The sequence below is a fragment of the Neobacillus mesonae genome (genome assembly GCF_001636315.1).
Lineage (GTDB): Bacteria > Bacillota > Bacilli > Bacillales > Cytobacillaceae > Neobacillus > Neobacillus mesonae.
Genome location: NZ_KV440949.1, coordinates 980,127 through 996,070 on the forward strand (window position 1 = coordinate 980,127; position 15,944 = coordinate 996,070).

A 15,944-nucleotide genomic window follows, 5' to 3' on the forward strand; every position below is an offset into this window, starting at 1 on the left:
TAATTTGTTCCATCCTATCATAATGAAAAAAAAAAATAACAAGACTTTTGTCGTCTTGTTATCGTAGAGTTTCGCCAAATTATTTAAAAGTTCGCAGATCGAGTTAACTAAGGATTGTTATTCGTAACAACTGGAAACTGTGATAATGGATTATCCTTTCCAGCCCCTTGTGGTGCATCAATCTTCGGCAGGTCCGCAGCCAAGTCAGCTAAGTTTGGCATGTAAAAGGCGGAAATGGTCAGGCTGAAGCTTAACGGCTGATCTTCCTGGTCAACACTAGTTATTTCCTGGCCGCCCGCATAGCTAATTGACTCTACCATTACAATGCGCTTTAAAGATTCAATCGTCCCAACAAACTTTTCAAAATCTTTATAGCTTGGTGATTCAACCGCCAAGTTTACTGTCAGTTTTTTCATTCCTGCTGGCGTTGGCAGTGCTGGCGGCTGTCCATCAGTTCCTTGAGCGGTTTGATTTGCGGTATCCTCATTCGTGGTGTTTTGCTGATCATTTGCATTTTGCCCGTTTGGCTGATCAGGTGCGGTACCGACATCGGCATCCTTAGCAAAGCCCATTGAGTTTATTTTACTATTCGAAACGGTTTCAGCCTTTTCTAAGTCCAAAATGAGCTGTTCTTCCAGCGCTTTTACGGGCAGCTTCTTTTGCAGCTCTCTTGTATCCTGAATTGTTTTCTTTGTATCGACCGTATTTTTTCGGGAGGCAATTTCCAGCAATTTTTGTTCAGATTTTAAGGATTGCTGCTTCATTTCTAGATCAGATTGTAACGGAGAAAGAAAAGTAAACTGAGCAATGATAATAACCAACACTAAAATAAGTGCACCGGCTCCGATTATAAGTTTATTCCTTTTGAAGGCGTTAAGCTTCATGAGCCGGTCACCCCTTCCTCCGTTTTCTTATCTTTGTTAATCATTTCTTTCATAACATCTTTATTAAGTTTAATCTCGTATTGTCCATTATAACGAGGAAGAATATCTTTATTAACCTTTTTCTTCTCCGTACTGTTGTTTGTGGATACTGCAGTATTAGTAGTACTGCTTATATTAGTATTTTGAGATGAGTCAGCAGTTCCTGTTGTATTAGTATTATTGATTGTCTGACCATTACTTTGGTCCCCAGTAGTATTTGAAACAGTTCCATTATTCTGGGTTCCATTATTAGTATTAACTGTCGTGGTCGCTTGTCCCGAGGTTTCCGCCTCAGGCAAGGCTACTGTCGTTAAGGAGTTTAAGCTTGCTTCTTGAACCCATTTGGATTCATTTAGATTATCTAAAAAGTATGCCGCTTCCCTAGCAGTATCGAACTGTATCGTTAACGTAATGGTACCTTCCTCTGTATAACCGAAGCTTTGAATAAAACCGCGATCAGGCAATAACGCAGTCAGATTTCTCATGACCGGAACGGATTGAATCGGGTATTCCTTCGCCCATTCAATCGCTGTTTTTAATTGGTTGATTGAATTAGCTGATTCATTCAATTGAGCAGCTTGATTTGTTTTCTCAACAACCTTGGTCGTCATTGAGATATTTCTATCAACTGAAGCAATTTCGTCTTTAACAGCATTAATCTTCCAAAGGTAAAAGCTGCCTACGATTAATAAAATCACTAGTAAACTGGATAAAGTAATAATGAATGCAAATTTCTTTGGTTCTTTTTGGGGGAGCAGGTTAATATCGACTAACATCATTGCACCCCTTTTAACGCAAGACCTAATGGCAAGAATTGACTGACAGGAAAACCAGTTTGATCCTTATCTTCTGAGGTAAGCGACATCATTTCAACGGGGATTTCAAATCTCTCTTTCATTTCTTCATAAATGGCTTGGAGCATCGGATGGTCCCCGTTTAACAGAAATTTAGTAATATCATGTTTTTCGCTGTTTAAGGAGTAGCGATAAAAATCACTTAACTTATTAATCTCACGAAAAATATCTTCAAATTGAAGCACCAGTTCATCCTCATCACCAATATATTTATAGACAAGAGCCCCTGAAACATCATGTTTTATATTCCATTGCTCCATGTTAAACGTCAGCGGAAACTGGCGCATGATCAGCGGAACCGTGTCTTGAAAAATGGAGAGGTTGACGCTCGTCAAGTCAAATTGCACGGTAAACAGAACTTCATCCGTACCGGCCCGGTCAAGCTGATAATACAAACGGTACAACGCTAAAGGCGAAATATCTGCCGCCACCGGATTAAGCTTTAGCTTAGACAATAGTTTAGAATACTCCATGACATTCTCTTCTGGTGCTGCAAATAATAAAAGCTCCTTTGATTGCCCGTTATTCGTAAGCGGGTAATAATCAAAGATTGGTTCTTCAAATGGCAGATGGATGCTCGAGCCAAGTTCTAAATAAAGATATCCCTTTACTTCATCATCTTGAATTTCCGCCGGTATTGAAACCTTCCGGATAATAACAAGTGGATCCGGTACTAGAAAGCGAACCTGGCGCCTTTGAATCTTCCATTCCGTTATGCACTCGTCCAAGATGTTCGATAAGGAATCTTTGTCAATGATTTTCCCATCTTGAATGATGCCAGGCGGCAAAAAGCGTTCACTCCACCGTTGTGCGGCAGGCGGATTGACCTGTTTTAATTCAAGCAGGCGAATCGAATGGTCATTTAAGACAAGGTTCATTATTCGGTTTTTAGGTGAAAACAGGGAAAAAGCCATTCAAAAAACCCCTTAGTCAAATCCTTGAAGGAATTGTATATAAAAATAAATTATTTCCGATCCCCAAAAATAAGCTGTTAACGTTCCAGCCGCGATAAACGGTCCAAATGGAATGGGCTGCTTCCGTTTGACAATTTTCAAAAGTAAGGCAAGCCCGCCGATGACAGCTCCAAATAGTGTTGAAAAAAAGAAGGATAACAATACTAGTTTAGTACCAAGTACCAAGCCTAGTAAAGCGTAAAGTTTCACATCACCAAAACCCATTCCGCCTTTGCTGACGATGGCGATGATCAGCAGCAGGATAAAACCAATGACTGCTCCTAAAAGGCTATCCCACCAAGGGGTGAGCGGCCAAATAATTCGTTCCAATAAAAAAATCCCTGCAAACCAAATTAAAATTTTATCAGGGATGATCATATAGTGAATATCTGAAACTGTGATAATCATAAACATGGATATTAGCGTTAAGGCTACTAATAATTCTCCTGACCATCCGGTAAAGTATGGTGCTGCTGCAAACAAGATTCCTGTTAACAATTCAAAGATTGGATAGATAGGGGAAATCCGCGACTTACAGCCGCGGCATTTTCCCCCTAGGATTAAGTATGATACTACTGGAATTAATTCGTATGGTTTTATTTGGTGCCCGCAGGTTGGACATGCGGACCTTGGTGTTACAATAGATTTCTTTTCTGGTACTCGCAGACCGAAAACGTTGAAAAAAGATCCTAGTAGAAGACCATAGACAAAAAGTACACTGCTAATCATTATTTAGCTTTATCTATAAGATCTTGTTCTGAAATTGACTTGCCAGTATCACCAGTAGCATTATTTGGCGCATCTGCAGCAGGATGATTAATTAATGTATAAGTTAATTTACCACCTGATGCAACAGTTGCTTTCTTTACTTCAACTTGGAATGGATTTTTTGCATCCACACGATCAAGATAATCCATTAGACCTACACCAGTAGCAGGATCCCGATCAATAGTAACTTTTAAAGTGGTAGAATCAATTGTTGCTTCATTGTTAGCTATTATTAATTTTGCAGCATTAATAATCTGCAATCCTTCTTCAGCATTAGCTTTTTCCTGCGACTTGTTTATAACATTTGAAATAGCAGGAATCGCAATCGCCGCAATAATCCCCAAAATAACAATAACAGCCAATAATTCAATCAACGTAAAACCTTTTTGTTCCTTAAGTTTCAAACCTAACTTTTTTACCATTTCTCCATCCCCTCCTGGTTCTTTTAACCTAGTATTATTTCTCTATGAGTATACAATATCTGTCATATATTGAAAAGAAGTTTTTAGCAAATTTTGTCCTAACTTTAACATTTTTGTTACAAGAAGGATGAAAACACTATTTTTTAGCTCATTTGGTCGAACATGGAGAACATTGGCATCATTATTGATAGCACAATAACTCCGACTACCCCTGCCAAAAGAACTATCATAATCGGCTCTATTAAAGATTTAAGCCGGTCCGTTACCTGTTCTACTTCTTTTTCATAGAATTCAGCAATTTTAGCTAGCATTGCATCCAAAGCCCCAGTTTCCTCACCGATTGAAATCATTTGAGTAACCAAAGGAGGAAAGGCCCAGTGCTTTTCCATTGGTTCTGTCATCGAAAGACCTTTTTCAAGAGTGTTTCTGGATTCGCGGATTACTTTTGAAATAACCTCATTTTCTACTACCTTCTCTACAATGGACATGGCCTGGAGAATTGGTACAGAGCTAGAAAATAGTGTACTTAGAGTTCTCATCATACGTGCCAAAGCTACTTTTTGCAGTACATTACCGAATACCGGCATTTTCAATAGTGCATAATCCAAATAGTATTTTGTTTGATTATTCTTCTTAATATATATAAAGAATAAAACAATACAGATGACAAGCAATGCAATTAGCCACCAAAATGATTGCATAAATTCACTACAAGAAAGCACAAATTTAGTGATTCCAGGTAGTTCAGCATTCATTTCAGCAAACATATTTACGAATGTTGGAACAACCGAAACTAATAAAAAGATAACCGCACCAATGGCTAAAATACCAATAACCGCTGGGTATGTTAAGGCTGAAACAATCTTTTGTTTAGTATAATGCTGTTTTTCAAAATCCTCAGCCAACCGTTCCAACGTTCCATCTAAATTACCGCTGACCTCACCGGCAGTGACCATATTAACGAACATCGAATTAAATATTTTGTTATGTTTTGAGACTGCCTTAGAAAGTGGATTCCCTTCTCGTAGCTCCTGCTCAACATCAAATAATGCCCTTTTTAAAGCCTTACTCTCCGTCTGATGAGCAAGAATAGATGTTGCCTCTACGACAGTTACTCCGGCCTTTAAAAGAGTGGCAAATTGCCGTAAATAAATGACAAAATCCTGAAGTTTAACTGGATTTCCAAAGGAAAGGTCTTTTGTTAATAACGTTTCCGGAACCTCTGTTATTTCAATAACCCGGATTCCATCTCCATTTAATTTGACCATTGCCTCCCGCTTAGAGGTGGCATTCACGGTGCCCTGCCGCTTTCCTTTTCGGTCACGCCCCGAATATTTAAACCTAGGCATTTTGCATCATTTTCTCATGTAAAAATTGGGATGCTGCCTCTAATTGAATCTGGTTGCGGTCAATTAGGTCTTTTATACTCATCTCCAACGTATGCATTCCCTGGGCACGGGACGTTTGCATGATACTTGGGATTTGGTGAATCTTTTCATTGCGAATGAGGTTGGCGATTGCTGGATTATTCACTAAAATTTCTGTTGCTGCTTTTCTGCCTTTTTTATCTGATGTCGGGAATAATCGCTGTGAAATAACCCCCACTAGAACAGATGATAGCTGGATACGGATTTGCTGCTGCTGAGCAGGCGGAAAGACGTCAATGACCCGGTTGATTGTTGTCGGGGCACTGGATGTGTGTAGTGTAGATAACACAAGGTGGCCGGTTTCTGCCGCTGTAATCGCAATCTGTATGGTCTCCAAGTCCCTCATCTCCCCTACTAGAATCACGTCTGGGTCCTGACGGAGAGCGGCTTTTAAACCGTTGGCATAGGATATCGTATCAAAGCCAACCTCACGCTGGTCTATGATTGAATTCCCATGCCGGTGAAGGTACTCAATTGGGTCTTCTAATGTAATAATGTGCTTTCGCATTGTTCGGTTCATGTAGTCTATCATGGATGCAAGTGTAGTAGATTTACCGCTTCCTGTCGGTCCTGTAACAAGGATTAGTCCCTGCGGTTTTTCAACTAATTTTGAAATTATTCCCGGCAGCTGGAGGTCTTCAATTGTAGGTGTTTTTGATGCTACTACACGAAGGGCCAAAGATACACTTTTCCGTTGATGAAAGGCATTAACACGAAACCGCGAAACACCCGGGACACCGTAAGAGAAGTCAAGCTCTCCTTTTTCTTTAAATTGCTCCCATAGATTTTCCGGAATAATGGCCTGAGCCATTCCTTCTGTAACTTCGGGAAGTAGTATATCACTCCCATACCTTCTTAAATCTCCGTTAATACGCAAGATCGGCGGTACTCCAACAGTTAAGTGGACGTCTGACGCTTTGTACTCTATCGCCGCCTTTAATATTTGGTCAATTTTCTCTTTCATGCAACCCTACTCCTATTCCAGAATGGCAACACGTAATACTTCTTCGGTTGTTGTTAATCCTTGCTTCACTTTTAACAAACCATCGTCAATCAAAAAGATGGTTTTATTTTTAATCGCTATTTCTCTTAACTTTTGAAAATTCTCGCCATTCATAATAACTCGTCGAATATCGTCATTAATCACGAGCACCTCATGCAAGGCAACCCGGCCTTTGTATCCGGTGATATTGCACGAGGCACAGCCCTTACCACGAATAATCTTCTCGATCTTCATCCCGCGGCGGGCAAAAATTTCGATTTCCCGTTTGGATGGTTCATGCTCCTCCATACAATCACGGCATACTTTCCGAACGAGACGCTGTGCTACAATACCGCTTAACGTAGCGGCAAGTAAGAAAGGCTCAACCCCCATGTCAATCAGCCGTGTTACCGTTCCTAGTGAATCATTTGTATGCAATGTGCTTAACACTAAGTGACCAGTTAAAGATGCGCGGACTGCAATTTCGGCTGTTTCTTTGTCACGAATCTCCCCTACCATGATGATATTCGGGTCCTGCCGAAGAATCGAACGAAGTCCTGCCGCAAAGGTCATCCCGACATTAGTGTTCACTTGAACCTGATTAATCCCTTCAAGCTGATATTCCACAGGATCTTCAACGGTAATAATATTCACTTCATCACTGTTCATTTTATTTAATGCAGCATATAAGGTAGATGATTTACCGGACCCGGTTGGCCCTGTAATTAATACAATTCCTGTTGGCTGTTCAATCATCTGATTGAATCGCTTCATGTTTAATGTGTTGAACCCTAGCTTATTAAGATCATTTAAGGTGGAACCCATATCAAGCAGACGCATAACAATTTTCTCGCCGTACACCGTTGGAAGTGTTGAAACGCGAAGGTCTACTGGATGGAAATCCAAATTTAATTTAATCCGGCCATCCTGCGGAATCCTGTGCTCGGTAATATCCAGGTTGGACATAATTTTAATCCTGGCTGTCAAGACGTTTTGCATGCTTTTTGGCAGTGTTCGGTCAACCCTTAATACACCGTCAACCCGATAGCGGACAACGATTTTCGTTTCCTGCGGGTCAACATGAATATCACTCGCCTTTTGTAGCACTGCACTTGTCATGATCTGGTTTACCAGCTTGACAATCGGCGAGTCTTGATCGGTAATATCGTCCGTTCTGCCTCGCTCATTTTGCGGCAATTCGTCCAGCAGTTCCTCCAAACCATCGTCAATATTGTAATATTTATTAATGGTCCTTAGGATGTCGTCCTTTGTCGCAATCGCCGGTTCTATTTGAAATCCGGTTGATAGACGCAAGTCATCAATGACGATGAAATCCATTGGGTCAGCCATTGCGACAAACAATTTATTCCCTTCTTTTTTTAACGGAATAATTAAATTCCGTTTCGCCGTTTCTTTTGGAATCAACGTAAAAAGGTTCGTTTCAAATGGATATTGGATTAAGCTGATATGCGGGACCCCAAGCTGATATTCTAGTACCTCGATCAACTGCTGTTCACTGATAAAGCCTTTTTGTAAAAGGGCTTCCCCCAGTTTTTGATTTGGGCTTTTTTCGTTTAACACCACTTTTAGCTGCTCGGGTGTAATTAATTCCTCTTCTACTAATAAATCACCAAGTAGTTTTCGTGTTTGCTTCATATACATTCCCTTCCTCTACTTTGGCTGTTCATTCGGCTTTCCCCATAGATCGCTGTTATCTGTATCCTGCTGTTCTGTTTCAGAAGGAGATGTTGTGGTACCACTATTTTGGTTAGTTGTTGTTGTTTGATCATTCGATTGGTTTCCAGTTGTTGGGGTCGATGTACTTTGCTTGCTGACTCCAAGGCCATGAATTTCCACTTGATATACTGCTGGATAATAATCCTCTGATATTAACTCACTCTTAATTAATTCGTTATCCTGATAGACTTCACGATAAATCTGTACAATCTGCCCATCCTTCCCTTTTGCTTGGATAGTTATCTTTCCTGGGAGCAGCTGAGGGCTGTACTGAATTATTTTCTTTGGTGTCAGTGTCTGCTTGTTCTGCAGGCTGATTTCATAGTTATTGAAGAACTTTTCACCTTTTAAAATCACATTTAGCTGATTATTATCCAGCGTTAGATGCAGTGAGTACTTTGCTTTATTCGGATTAGCGATGATTAAATCAGTATTTTTACTTGGATTGATCTTAGCTTCAAATCCTAAATGTGCGTAATCGGGGAGCTCAGTCCCAATATTTCTTTCAATGATTGAAAAGTTGGTTGGCATTATTGCTTCATAAATACCGGTAGCCATCACGTTTAATGCATCATCTTGGGTAATTTTGTGATTCTTAGCATATTCAAGTAAAGAGAACGTTGATTCTTCCGGAATATCGATTTTAGGATTTTCCTGAATGATTGATTCCAGGTTATCAGGGATCTCTTTGAGCTGAACGGTTACTTTATTAAGGACAGCATCCTTTTTTATTTTGTCAAATGCTAGATAATCAGAGTACAAGTTAAAAGTTTGAGCTTTTATTTCAAAAAGAGAAGCTGTCGCATTTAAACTAGTTGTCAGTTTATCCATGTCAATATCACTAGTTTTTAGGTTAGGAAAAAGTATTTCCAGTTGTGCGCTAACTTGACTTTTATCAATTGTAATGAATGCCGTATTTTTTTGCCCGTTTTTGATTGATGCTACCGTTTGTTGGGCATCAAGATGAAAATCATTTAAATCAAATGGTGTAATTTTTTCACCATATTGCAGTTCGATTTTTGCTTCTTTAATCCATTCTGGAAATTTTTCTTCTAACAAACCTCTAGCTTCTTCTGAAGTTTCCCCCGAAATATCCAATACTCCGATTGATGTACCGTCAGAGAAATTCCCGTCTGCATTTGTCATACTCTCAAATGCCTTTGCCCCAAAATGGGAGGAACTAAAGATAAATGCTGTACAAAAGAGCAATACAACAAATAATTTGATCAGCTGCTGATTCTTGCCCAAACCTTTTCCTCCATTCAAACCCCAAATAATAATATCAAAATTACTTTTGCAAACTGAGTTTTTCTTTTTGATCAATTGCTTCCAGTTCATCATCACGATTTGCTTCTTTATTTCCGGCAAGAAGAAAGTCGAAAAGAGAATCATCAAGCTGATCTTCATCTTTACCTAGATTCTTTGCATCTTGAATATCAAAAACAGGAAGATCATCAATTTCTTCAATAATAATATCTTCCTCCTTATTGAATGAATCAGTGGACTCATATTCTAATAAACTTTCAATTTCCGATAGATAGTCATTATCTATTGATGTTTCTAGTATTTCTTCTTTATGTGGCGCGACTTCTTTTTCTGCAAGAAGAAAATCAAATAGTGAAGCATCCAAAGGGTCTTCCTGTTTATCTGTAATATTGGTTCTTTTTTGAATTTCAACAGATGCAATATCACCCAACAAATCATCCATTGCATTAGTTGCGAATTTCCCAGCCGTTATACTTTCATTTTCTTGTAAGCTAGTATTTTCTGTAGGATCATTGATTTCCAACTCAGTTTCGTTTTCGGAAATAAGCGAAATATCCTCAACGATAATATCAAGCTCGTTACCTTGTGTATCCTCAATAATATTGGAAATTCGATTCATTTCACCTGATATTAAATTAGGTGTTAGTGGCTGTTCGTCAATTTTAACTAAATTTATACTATTTCGATTTTCTAAAGAATCTATTTGTTCCTGTAGGTCTAACTCCTTGTCAGCTACTTCTTCAAATGCAGGCTTTTGCTGCATAAATAGCGCCCCCATCCGGCTATTCATGAAATAAGCTGCTGAAATACTAAGTAATAACAGTAATAACGCAGTCTGCCATAGTGGAATAATGGCAACCACTGTGAGACCGCCTAATGATAACAAGAAACTAATGGATACTAAAATTGCTTTCGCTTTTAAAGAGTATCCAATTCTTAAAAAATAAAAAATTAACATTAAAACAACCATAGAACAAAAGGCCCATATAAACGTTACCATTTATTCACTATCCCTTCACTAGTCTTTATGTACTATAAACTACATTTTTCATCATAAAAATAACTTTTTTGTGGTTTTATGCAAAAATTAGACAAAATTCGTCTACTAAATATTGTATAATACTCTTAACGATTTTAAAAGAAGCTGAAAAACTTTTATGGGTACTAACTACTGTTTTTTTGTTTTCTATTACCAATGATGCATTAGATATTATCTAGATTATTTTAGAATGAAATTTTTTCGCTAGGAAGGGTTTAAATTCTATGGAATTATTAAAAAATCAAAAAGGCGTAACATTAGTTGAGGTTCTCGCATCAATTGTTATTTTATCAATTATCTTAATATCAATTATGGGATTTTTCCCTCAAATGGGACTTATGAATAAACAAAACGAGGAAAAATCTCAGGCAATCAATATTGCTAAAGAGATTCTGGTCGGTTGGCAGGAATCAAATGAGGTGAAAACATTTATTTCTCAATCTGATAGAATAATCGGCTTCACTCCCTCGTACGTCAACGAAAATGTTAATTATACACATTTTGATTATAATAAATATCCGAACTACTATTATTTTGAAACCGACAAAAATCAGTATCATGTTCAAATCAAAATAAAAAAATCCCCTGATAAAAGTGCAAGTGTATTACATGTTCACCAAATTGTTATTAAACTTCAAAATAAAAAAGGAAACATTATTGCTGAAACTTACGGATACATAACAAGGAGAGAATAAAATTGAATCAAAATGAGCGAGGTTTAACATTAGTAGAGGTTTTGGCAACATTAGTAATAATGTCTATCGTAAGTATTATAATATGGAGCATTTTTTTCCAAGGGTTTAACTTTTCGCAAAAGGCAATTTCCAAAAACCAGATGCAACAAGAAATGAACCTTTTAATTAACAATTTATTAGGGATTCACCAAACCGCTAAAGAATATAACTTAAAGAATATTAACTCAAATTGTGAAATTAAAGTGGAAATTATAAATAAAGATAATTCAACAGAAACTGAGATCTTCAGCCATCCAAATATGTGTTTTAAATATGACATAAAAAATTCAGTAGTTCCTCCCATCGTTCCTAATCGAGCAAATAATGACGTTCAATTAAAAATTACTATCAGTGTTAAGAATGATCCAAATAATAAAATAACGATGGATACCTATCTCTATCGAATTAAAGGGGTTAAATACCAATGAAGAGTGTTAAGAATGAGCAAGGTTATACACTAGTAACAGTCTTACTCATTATAACTGTTTTTATGATTCTTGCCCTTTCATTTATGGGACAGGCTTTATCAACCACAAAACAAAATAAAATGATTGAAAAAAAAGCCACTACTGTTTCAGCAGCTGAAATGGGAATATCCTATTATCAAGTTGAAATTCAAAAAATGTACGAATCAAAACGGAGTGAGGTAAATACTTACGTAAGTTCAATTATGAGTCACCCCGGAGCATCTACGACAACAGACTTTAAAAAGGAAGCAACTGTCAAAATGGCTGAAAAACTCCAAAGTTTAATCCCAACTGGTACTACTTTAGCTCCAGTTCAAATTGATGACCATCCCAATGCATCATTTTATATGAAAGATTTCGTTGCAACAGCTGATCCAGCTTCTGATTCCTATAAAATAAATATTAGTTTTAAGGTCATTGGAAATGAGGATGGCAAGGATACGACACTTTTAACAGAAATGTACTTAGACTTAGATACAATTATTAATTTGCCAACAACAAATAACCCTAATGATTACCTACTCCCCACATATAATAATATTATTAAGCCAGAAACGCTTTGTGAAATTTTAGAGGAATGTAATCCAGTTTACACTGAAGCTAACACAAGTTTTGATGGGAATAATTTACTTTCAAGTAATAAGACAATTTACACAACTGGTACGCTTACCCTTACAGGACAGGGGAACGAAAATAATATTAGTGATATTAAAATTCATGCAGACGGTGATATTATCGTTGGTAAAAACATGAATAGTCAAACAAAAATGCAAATCGAAACTAATGGTAATGCAACATTTCAACAAAACTTAAAAATTGATATTATGTCAAAATTGTTAGTTAGAAAAAATTTATCAGTTTTACAACAATTTGATATTACAAATAGTTCCTTTGTTTATGTCGGTGAAAATGCAACGGTTCAAAAACTAAATATATCTTCCTCAAAAATGTGTGTTCACGGTGATTTAAAAATAAACGATAGTAAAACAGTCGATAAACCTGAGAATCTTATAGTACTTGGGAAGGTATACCAATGGACAAAGAAAACAGGAAATGAATACGAATACAAAGAGGTTGTAGGAGAAGGTAATATTAATTTGGAAACTTTCAAGAAGGAATGCGGGACATATGTACCTCCAGCATTCCAAATTAATTGGGGCAATGAAGTTAGTCCGATAATTAGTGATGTTGATTATTAAAAAAAGTGTGATTGTAGTTGCTATACTACAATCACACTTTTTTTAACAAGACGAATACTCCGCCACCCGGTTCCGTCCAGCTCTCTTCGCTCCCACATAAAGTGCCCTATCAGCATGTCGGACCAACGCCAGCGCATCCTCCGCGTTCTCAGGTGCGGTTGCAACTCCAATCGATACTGTAATATTAACCTGCTGTTGTGTATGGTCCAAAGACTGGTGAAGTGTAAATGGCCACTTATCAATTGTTTGCCTAATTTGCTCAGCTATTTCGTATGCATTTTCTTTTGCGGAATCAGGCAAGAGTATGACAAATTCCTCTCCGCCATAACGCGCCACTGTTCCACGGTCTCCTACCAATTGTTTGATCCTGCCGGCTAATTCATATAGAATTTCATTACCGCTTTGATGACCGTATGTATCATTAACCGCTTTAAAATGATCAATATCCAGAATAATTAAGGACAGCTGGCTACGCTCAAAGCGCATCAACAATTCAAATTCCTTCGTTAACAAGCTTTCGAAATGACGATAATTATATAATTTCGTTAACGAGCAGCGTTCACTTTGTATTTTGGTTTGCTCGTAATGTTTGGCATTTTCCATTGCCACAGCAAAGTACGAACAAAGAATTTCTAAGATCATTAACTGGTATTTCTCATAGGCATGTTTTTCTTTTGAGGCAAGAACAAGCACCCCAATTAGGTTATTACTTCTTTCGATAGGCATGCTTAATATGCTTTCTGCATCCTCTGGAATATAGCCGTTCGTATATTGATGCCATTCCTTTCTTTTTGAAAAAAGGTAAGGTTTGCAGTTTGTCCAAGCTAAACCGCTGACGCCTTCATTTTTCCGTAATAGCCTCATATCATTTGATAGTGCCTTTCCCATTTCCATCCTGCGGATCAATTTAAGCTGATCCTCGGAAACTTCTAAAATATAGGCATAATCTACAGGGAACGTTTCAGAAAGTTTTTGAATGAATAGATTAATAACATCGTCCACATTCAGATGCGCGGCCATTTTATGGCCGATTTCCGCAGCCTTTTGCAAATATTCATTGACCTTTTGACTCGAATAATAAAGATTGAAAAAGACCGATACACTGATAAAAGGGCCCCCAACTAAAAGAAGGGCTATTATTCCAACCTCCCTATATAATATGTACAGCACAATACCAATTGGGAATGTTATGATTGTAGCAATTGTTTCAACAAATAAATCCTTCCCCAAAAAAGGCTCTTTATAAATAAAGTGCAAATGCATCGAGACAATGACCTGGTTTAAGGCATAAATCATAAAAGCATAGAGCACTACAAGCCATACTGCATCAGGATTCCCTGCTAGTTTGGGCATAACGTCCCCGCCAAGTGCATAATAAACTACACCGCTAAGGAACGAAACGATAAAGATCATATATAGATTTAGTGGGTAGCGGAATAATTGATCCTTACCAAACACCTTTGAACGTAAGAGTAATACTATGACGGCGGCTTGAGCAAAAATGATTTCTACAAATAATCCAAATTGTAAAAAGGTTGCAAGCGCGACCCACTGGATTAAGAAAATGAACATTTTGTTGATGACAATAGGCATTGCCGCAACCACTAATGTTAACAGCAAAAAGCCTGACAAAGCAGTCCAGCTGCCTGGATGATGAGGAGGGGTGATTTTATATGTAAACCATAAACCTGCTGGAACCAATAAGATCCACAACAAAAAAATCGCTTTTTTTATTTGTGGTGTAGTTTCCATCTACAGGGTCCCCTCCTCTCTAAATATGAGTAATTATAGATAAGACTATTTTACCAAATTTTGAGAAGCTTGTCACAAAGAAATCGTCTTATTTTTCAAAAAATGACATAAAATTGGTTTTACCTCAGAGATAAAATAAAGAGAACCCGTAACCACTAACATGCTGTTGCCTTGAAGATTCTGAATTTCTTCACCAAGATAGGACTTCCAATCATCAACGGCCACTTTATTTGCACATTGGCTGATTTTCAGAAAATCTTTCGCATCCGCAGCACGTGGAAAATCAAAATTCACGAACGAAATTTGACTTGCCACTTTGTCAAGTTTGCCAATCATTTTGTCGTATTTTTTATCCTTTAATGCCGCAAAGACAATATGTATGTTCTTGTCTTTAAACCTAGACGATAATTCATTCACTAATGTAGTGATTCCCTCATCATTATGAGCCCCATCGATGATAACAAGCGGGCTTTCGGAGAGAATTTCAAATCTTCCCGGCCAGTATGCTTGCTTCAAGCCGGTTCGAATGGCTTGCTCGAAAATGTTGAATAAGCCCTTCTTATTTAAAAATTGAGCTGCACATACAGCTAACGATGCATTTTCAGTCTGGTGCTGCCCGATCATGCTGATTTCAAGCTTTTCTAAAGTTTTTTCTTCCGTTTGCAGGGTAAAGACTTCCCCTTTTGAAACAGAATGATGACCGCCGATGTTAAATTCCTTACCTAAGCTATATAAAGGTGCTTTCATTTTATCAGCTTGTTCTTCAATTACCTTCATCGCTCCCGGATGTTTAACCGCGGTAAAAATTGGTGTTCCCTCTTTAATGATTCCGGCTTTCTCAAAGGCAATCTTTTCGTATGTATCACCTAGGATACTGGTGTGATCAAGACCAATATTGGTGATAATGGATGTCAAAGGTTTAATGACATTAGTAGAATCAAAACGGCCGCCCAGTCCCACCTCATATAGGACGATATCCACTTCCGGGTTATTAGCAAAATAATAAAAAGACATTGCTGTAATCACTTCAAACTCAGATGGTCCGCCAAGCTCTGTTTCTTCCAGTTCATCAGCAAGCGGGACGATTAAATTGGTCAGGTCCAGCAAATCCTGGTCGCTGATTGGCTTTCCATTGATACTAATGCGTTCGTTAAAATGTTCAATATATGGAGAGGTGAACGTTCCAACTTTATATCCAGCTTCCTGCAGAATGGAGCGGAGAAATGTTACGGTCGATCCCTTACCATTCGTTCCGCCTATATGGACTGCATTGATCTTCCCTTCCGGATGGTCCAGCTTCTCCAACATCCATTCCATGCGTTTTAATCCCGGTTTAATGCCCAGCCTTAGTCTTCCATGAATCCACTCTAGGGCTTCGTTATAGGTAGTAAACATTCTTGACACCCCAATTTATTTAATAA

Annotated in this window: 15 protein-coding genes; 3 read left to right on the plus strand and 12 right to left on the minus strand. The window is 37.9% G+C overall.

Going from position 1 to position 15,944, the window contains the following annotated elements; genetic code table 11:
* Positions 1 to 107 precede the first annotated feature (107 nt).
* From A6749_RS05005 to A6749_RS28040, 10 genes are all read right to left on the minus strand, one after another.
* Entirely contained in the window at positions 108 to 884 is a 777-nt protein-coding gene (locus A6749_RS05005) for a hypothetical protein (protein WP_066385949.1), read from the minus strand.
* Complete coding sequence (locus A6749_RS05010) at positions 881 to 1,699, minus strand: PilN domain-containing protein (RefSeq protein WP_066385951.1); 819 nt, start codon at positions 1,697 to 1,699, stop codon at positions 881 to 883. The genes A6749_RS05005 and A6749_RS05010 overlap by 4 nt, the downstream gene beginning before the upstream one ends.
* Positions 1,699 to 2,691: a type IV pilus biogenesis protein PilM gene (gene pilM, locus A6749_RS05015; protein WP_066385953.1), complete on the minus strand. Its 993-nt coding sequence runs from the start codon at positions 2,689 to 2,691 to the stop codon at positions 1,699 to 1,701. The genes A6749_RS05010 and pilM overlap by 1 nt, the downstream gene beginning before the upstream one ends.
* Positions 2,692 to 2,703: 12 nt before the next feature.
* Complete coding sequence (locus tag A6749_RS05020) at positions 2,704 to 3,459, minus strand: prepilin peptidase (RefSeq protein WP_084797637.1); 756 nt, start codon at positions 3,457 to 3,459, stop codon at positions 2,704 to 2,706.
* On the minus strand, positions 3,459 to 3,920 hold the full coding sequence (locus tag A6749_RS29255) for a prepilin-type N-terminal cleavage/methylation domain-containing protein (RefSeq protein WP_066385955.1): 462 nt from the start codon (positions 3,918 to 3,920) through the stop codon (positions 3,459 to 3,461). The genes A6749_RS05020 and A6749_RS29255 overlap by 1 nt, the downstream gene beginning before the upstream one ends.
* Before the next feature lie 143 nt (positions 3,921 to 4,063).
* Positions 4,064 to 5,269 carry a type II secretion system F family protein gene (locus tag A6749_RS05030; RefSeq protein WP_066385960.1) on the minus strand — a complete coding sequence of 402 codons (1,206 nt, stop codon included), beginning with the start codon at positions 5,267 to 5,269 and terminating at the stop codon, positions 4,064 to 4,066.
* A complete protein-coding gene (locus A6749_RS05035; RefSeq protein WP_066385963.1) occupies positions 5,262 to 6,311 on the minus strand; it encodes a type IV pilus twitching motility protein PilT in 1,050 nt (349 codons plus the stop codon). Before A6749_RS05035 ends, A6749_RS05030 begins: the two co-directional genes overlap by 8 nt.
* Positions 6,312 to 6,323: 12 nt before the next feature.
* The gene (locus A6749_RS05040) at positions 6,324 to 7,985 is read right to left on the minus strand and encodes a GspE/PulE family protein (RefSeq protein ID WP_066385968.1); all 1,662 of its coding nucleotides are present in this window, start codon (positions 7,983 to 7,985) and stop codon (positions 6,324 to 6,326) included.
* Positions 7,986 to 8,000: 15 nt separating this feature from the next.
* A complete protein-coding gene (locus A6749_RS05045) occupies positions 8,001 to 9,314 on the minus strand; it encodes a G5 domain-containing protein (protein ID WP_161487111.1) in 1,314 nt (437 codons plus the stop codon).
* 40 nt (positions 9,315 to 9,354) lie between these two features.
* The gene (locus A6749_RS28040; protein WP_066385970.1) at positions 9,355 to 10,332 is read right to left on the minus strand and encodes a hypothetical protein; all 978 of its coding nucleotides are present in this window, start codon (positions 10,330 to 10,332) and stop codon (positions 9,355 to 9,357) included.
* Between the two features lie 263 nt (positions 10,333 to 10,595).
* Between A6749_RS28040 and A6749_RS05055 the strand changes: the two genes are divergently transcribed.
* From A6749_RS05055 to A6749_RS05065, 3 genes are read left to right on the plus strand one after another with little or no spacing between them, the layout of a single operon-like run.
* Positions 10,596 to 11,066, plus strand: coding sequence for a prepilin-type N-terminal cleavage/methylation domain-containing protein (locus A6749_RS05055; RefSeq protein ID WP_066385971.1), 471 nt, complete (start codon positions 10,596 to 10,598; stop codon positions 11,064 to 11,066).
* Between the two features lie 2 nt (positions 11,067 to 11,068).
* Positions 11,069 to 11,533 carry a prepilin-type N-terminal cleavage/methylation domain-containing protein gene (locus A6749_RS05060; protein ID WP_066385972.1) on the plus strand — a complete coding sequence of 155 codons (465 nt, stop codon included), beginning with the start codon at positions 11,069 to 11,071 and terminating at the stop codon, positions 11,531 to 11,533.
* The gene (locus tag A6749_RS05065; RefSeq protein WP_066385973.1) at positions 11,530 to 12,771 is read left to right on the plus strand and encodes a type II secretion system protein; all 1,242 of its coding nucleotides are present in this window, start codon (positions 11,530 to 11,532) and stop codon (positions 12,769 to 12,771) included. Before A6749_RS05060 ends, A6749_RS05065 begins: the two co-directional genes overlap by 4 nt.
* A 42-nt stretch (positions 12,772 to 12,813) precedes the next feature.
* Here the strand turns inward: A6749_RS05065 and A6749_RS05070 are convergent, their stop codons facing one another.
* Together A6749_RS05070 and A6749_RS05075 are read right to left on the minus strand one after the other, a co-directional pair.
* Complete coding sequence (locus A6749_RS05070) at positions 12,814 to 14,523, minus strand: sensor domain-containing diguanylate cyclase (protein ID WP_084797640.1); 1,710 nt, start codon at positions 14,521 to 14,523, stop codon at positions 12,814 to 12,816.
* A gap of 72 nt (positions 14,524 to 14,595) precedes the next feature.
* Entirely contained in the window at positions 14,596 to 15,918 is a 1,323-nt protein-coding gene (locus tag A6749_RS05075) for a bifunctional folylpolyglutamate synthase/dihydrofolate synthase (protein ID WP_066385974.1), read from the minus strand.
* Positions 15,919 to 15,944: the final 26 nt, after the last annotated feature.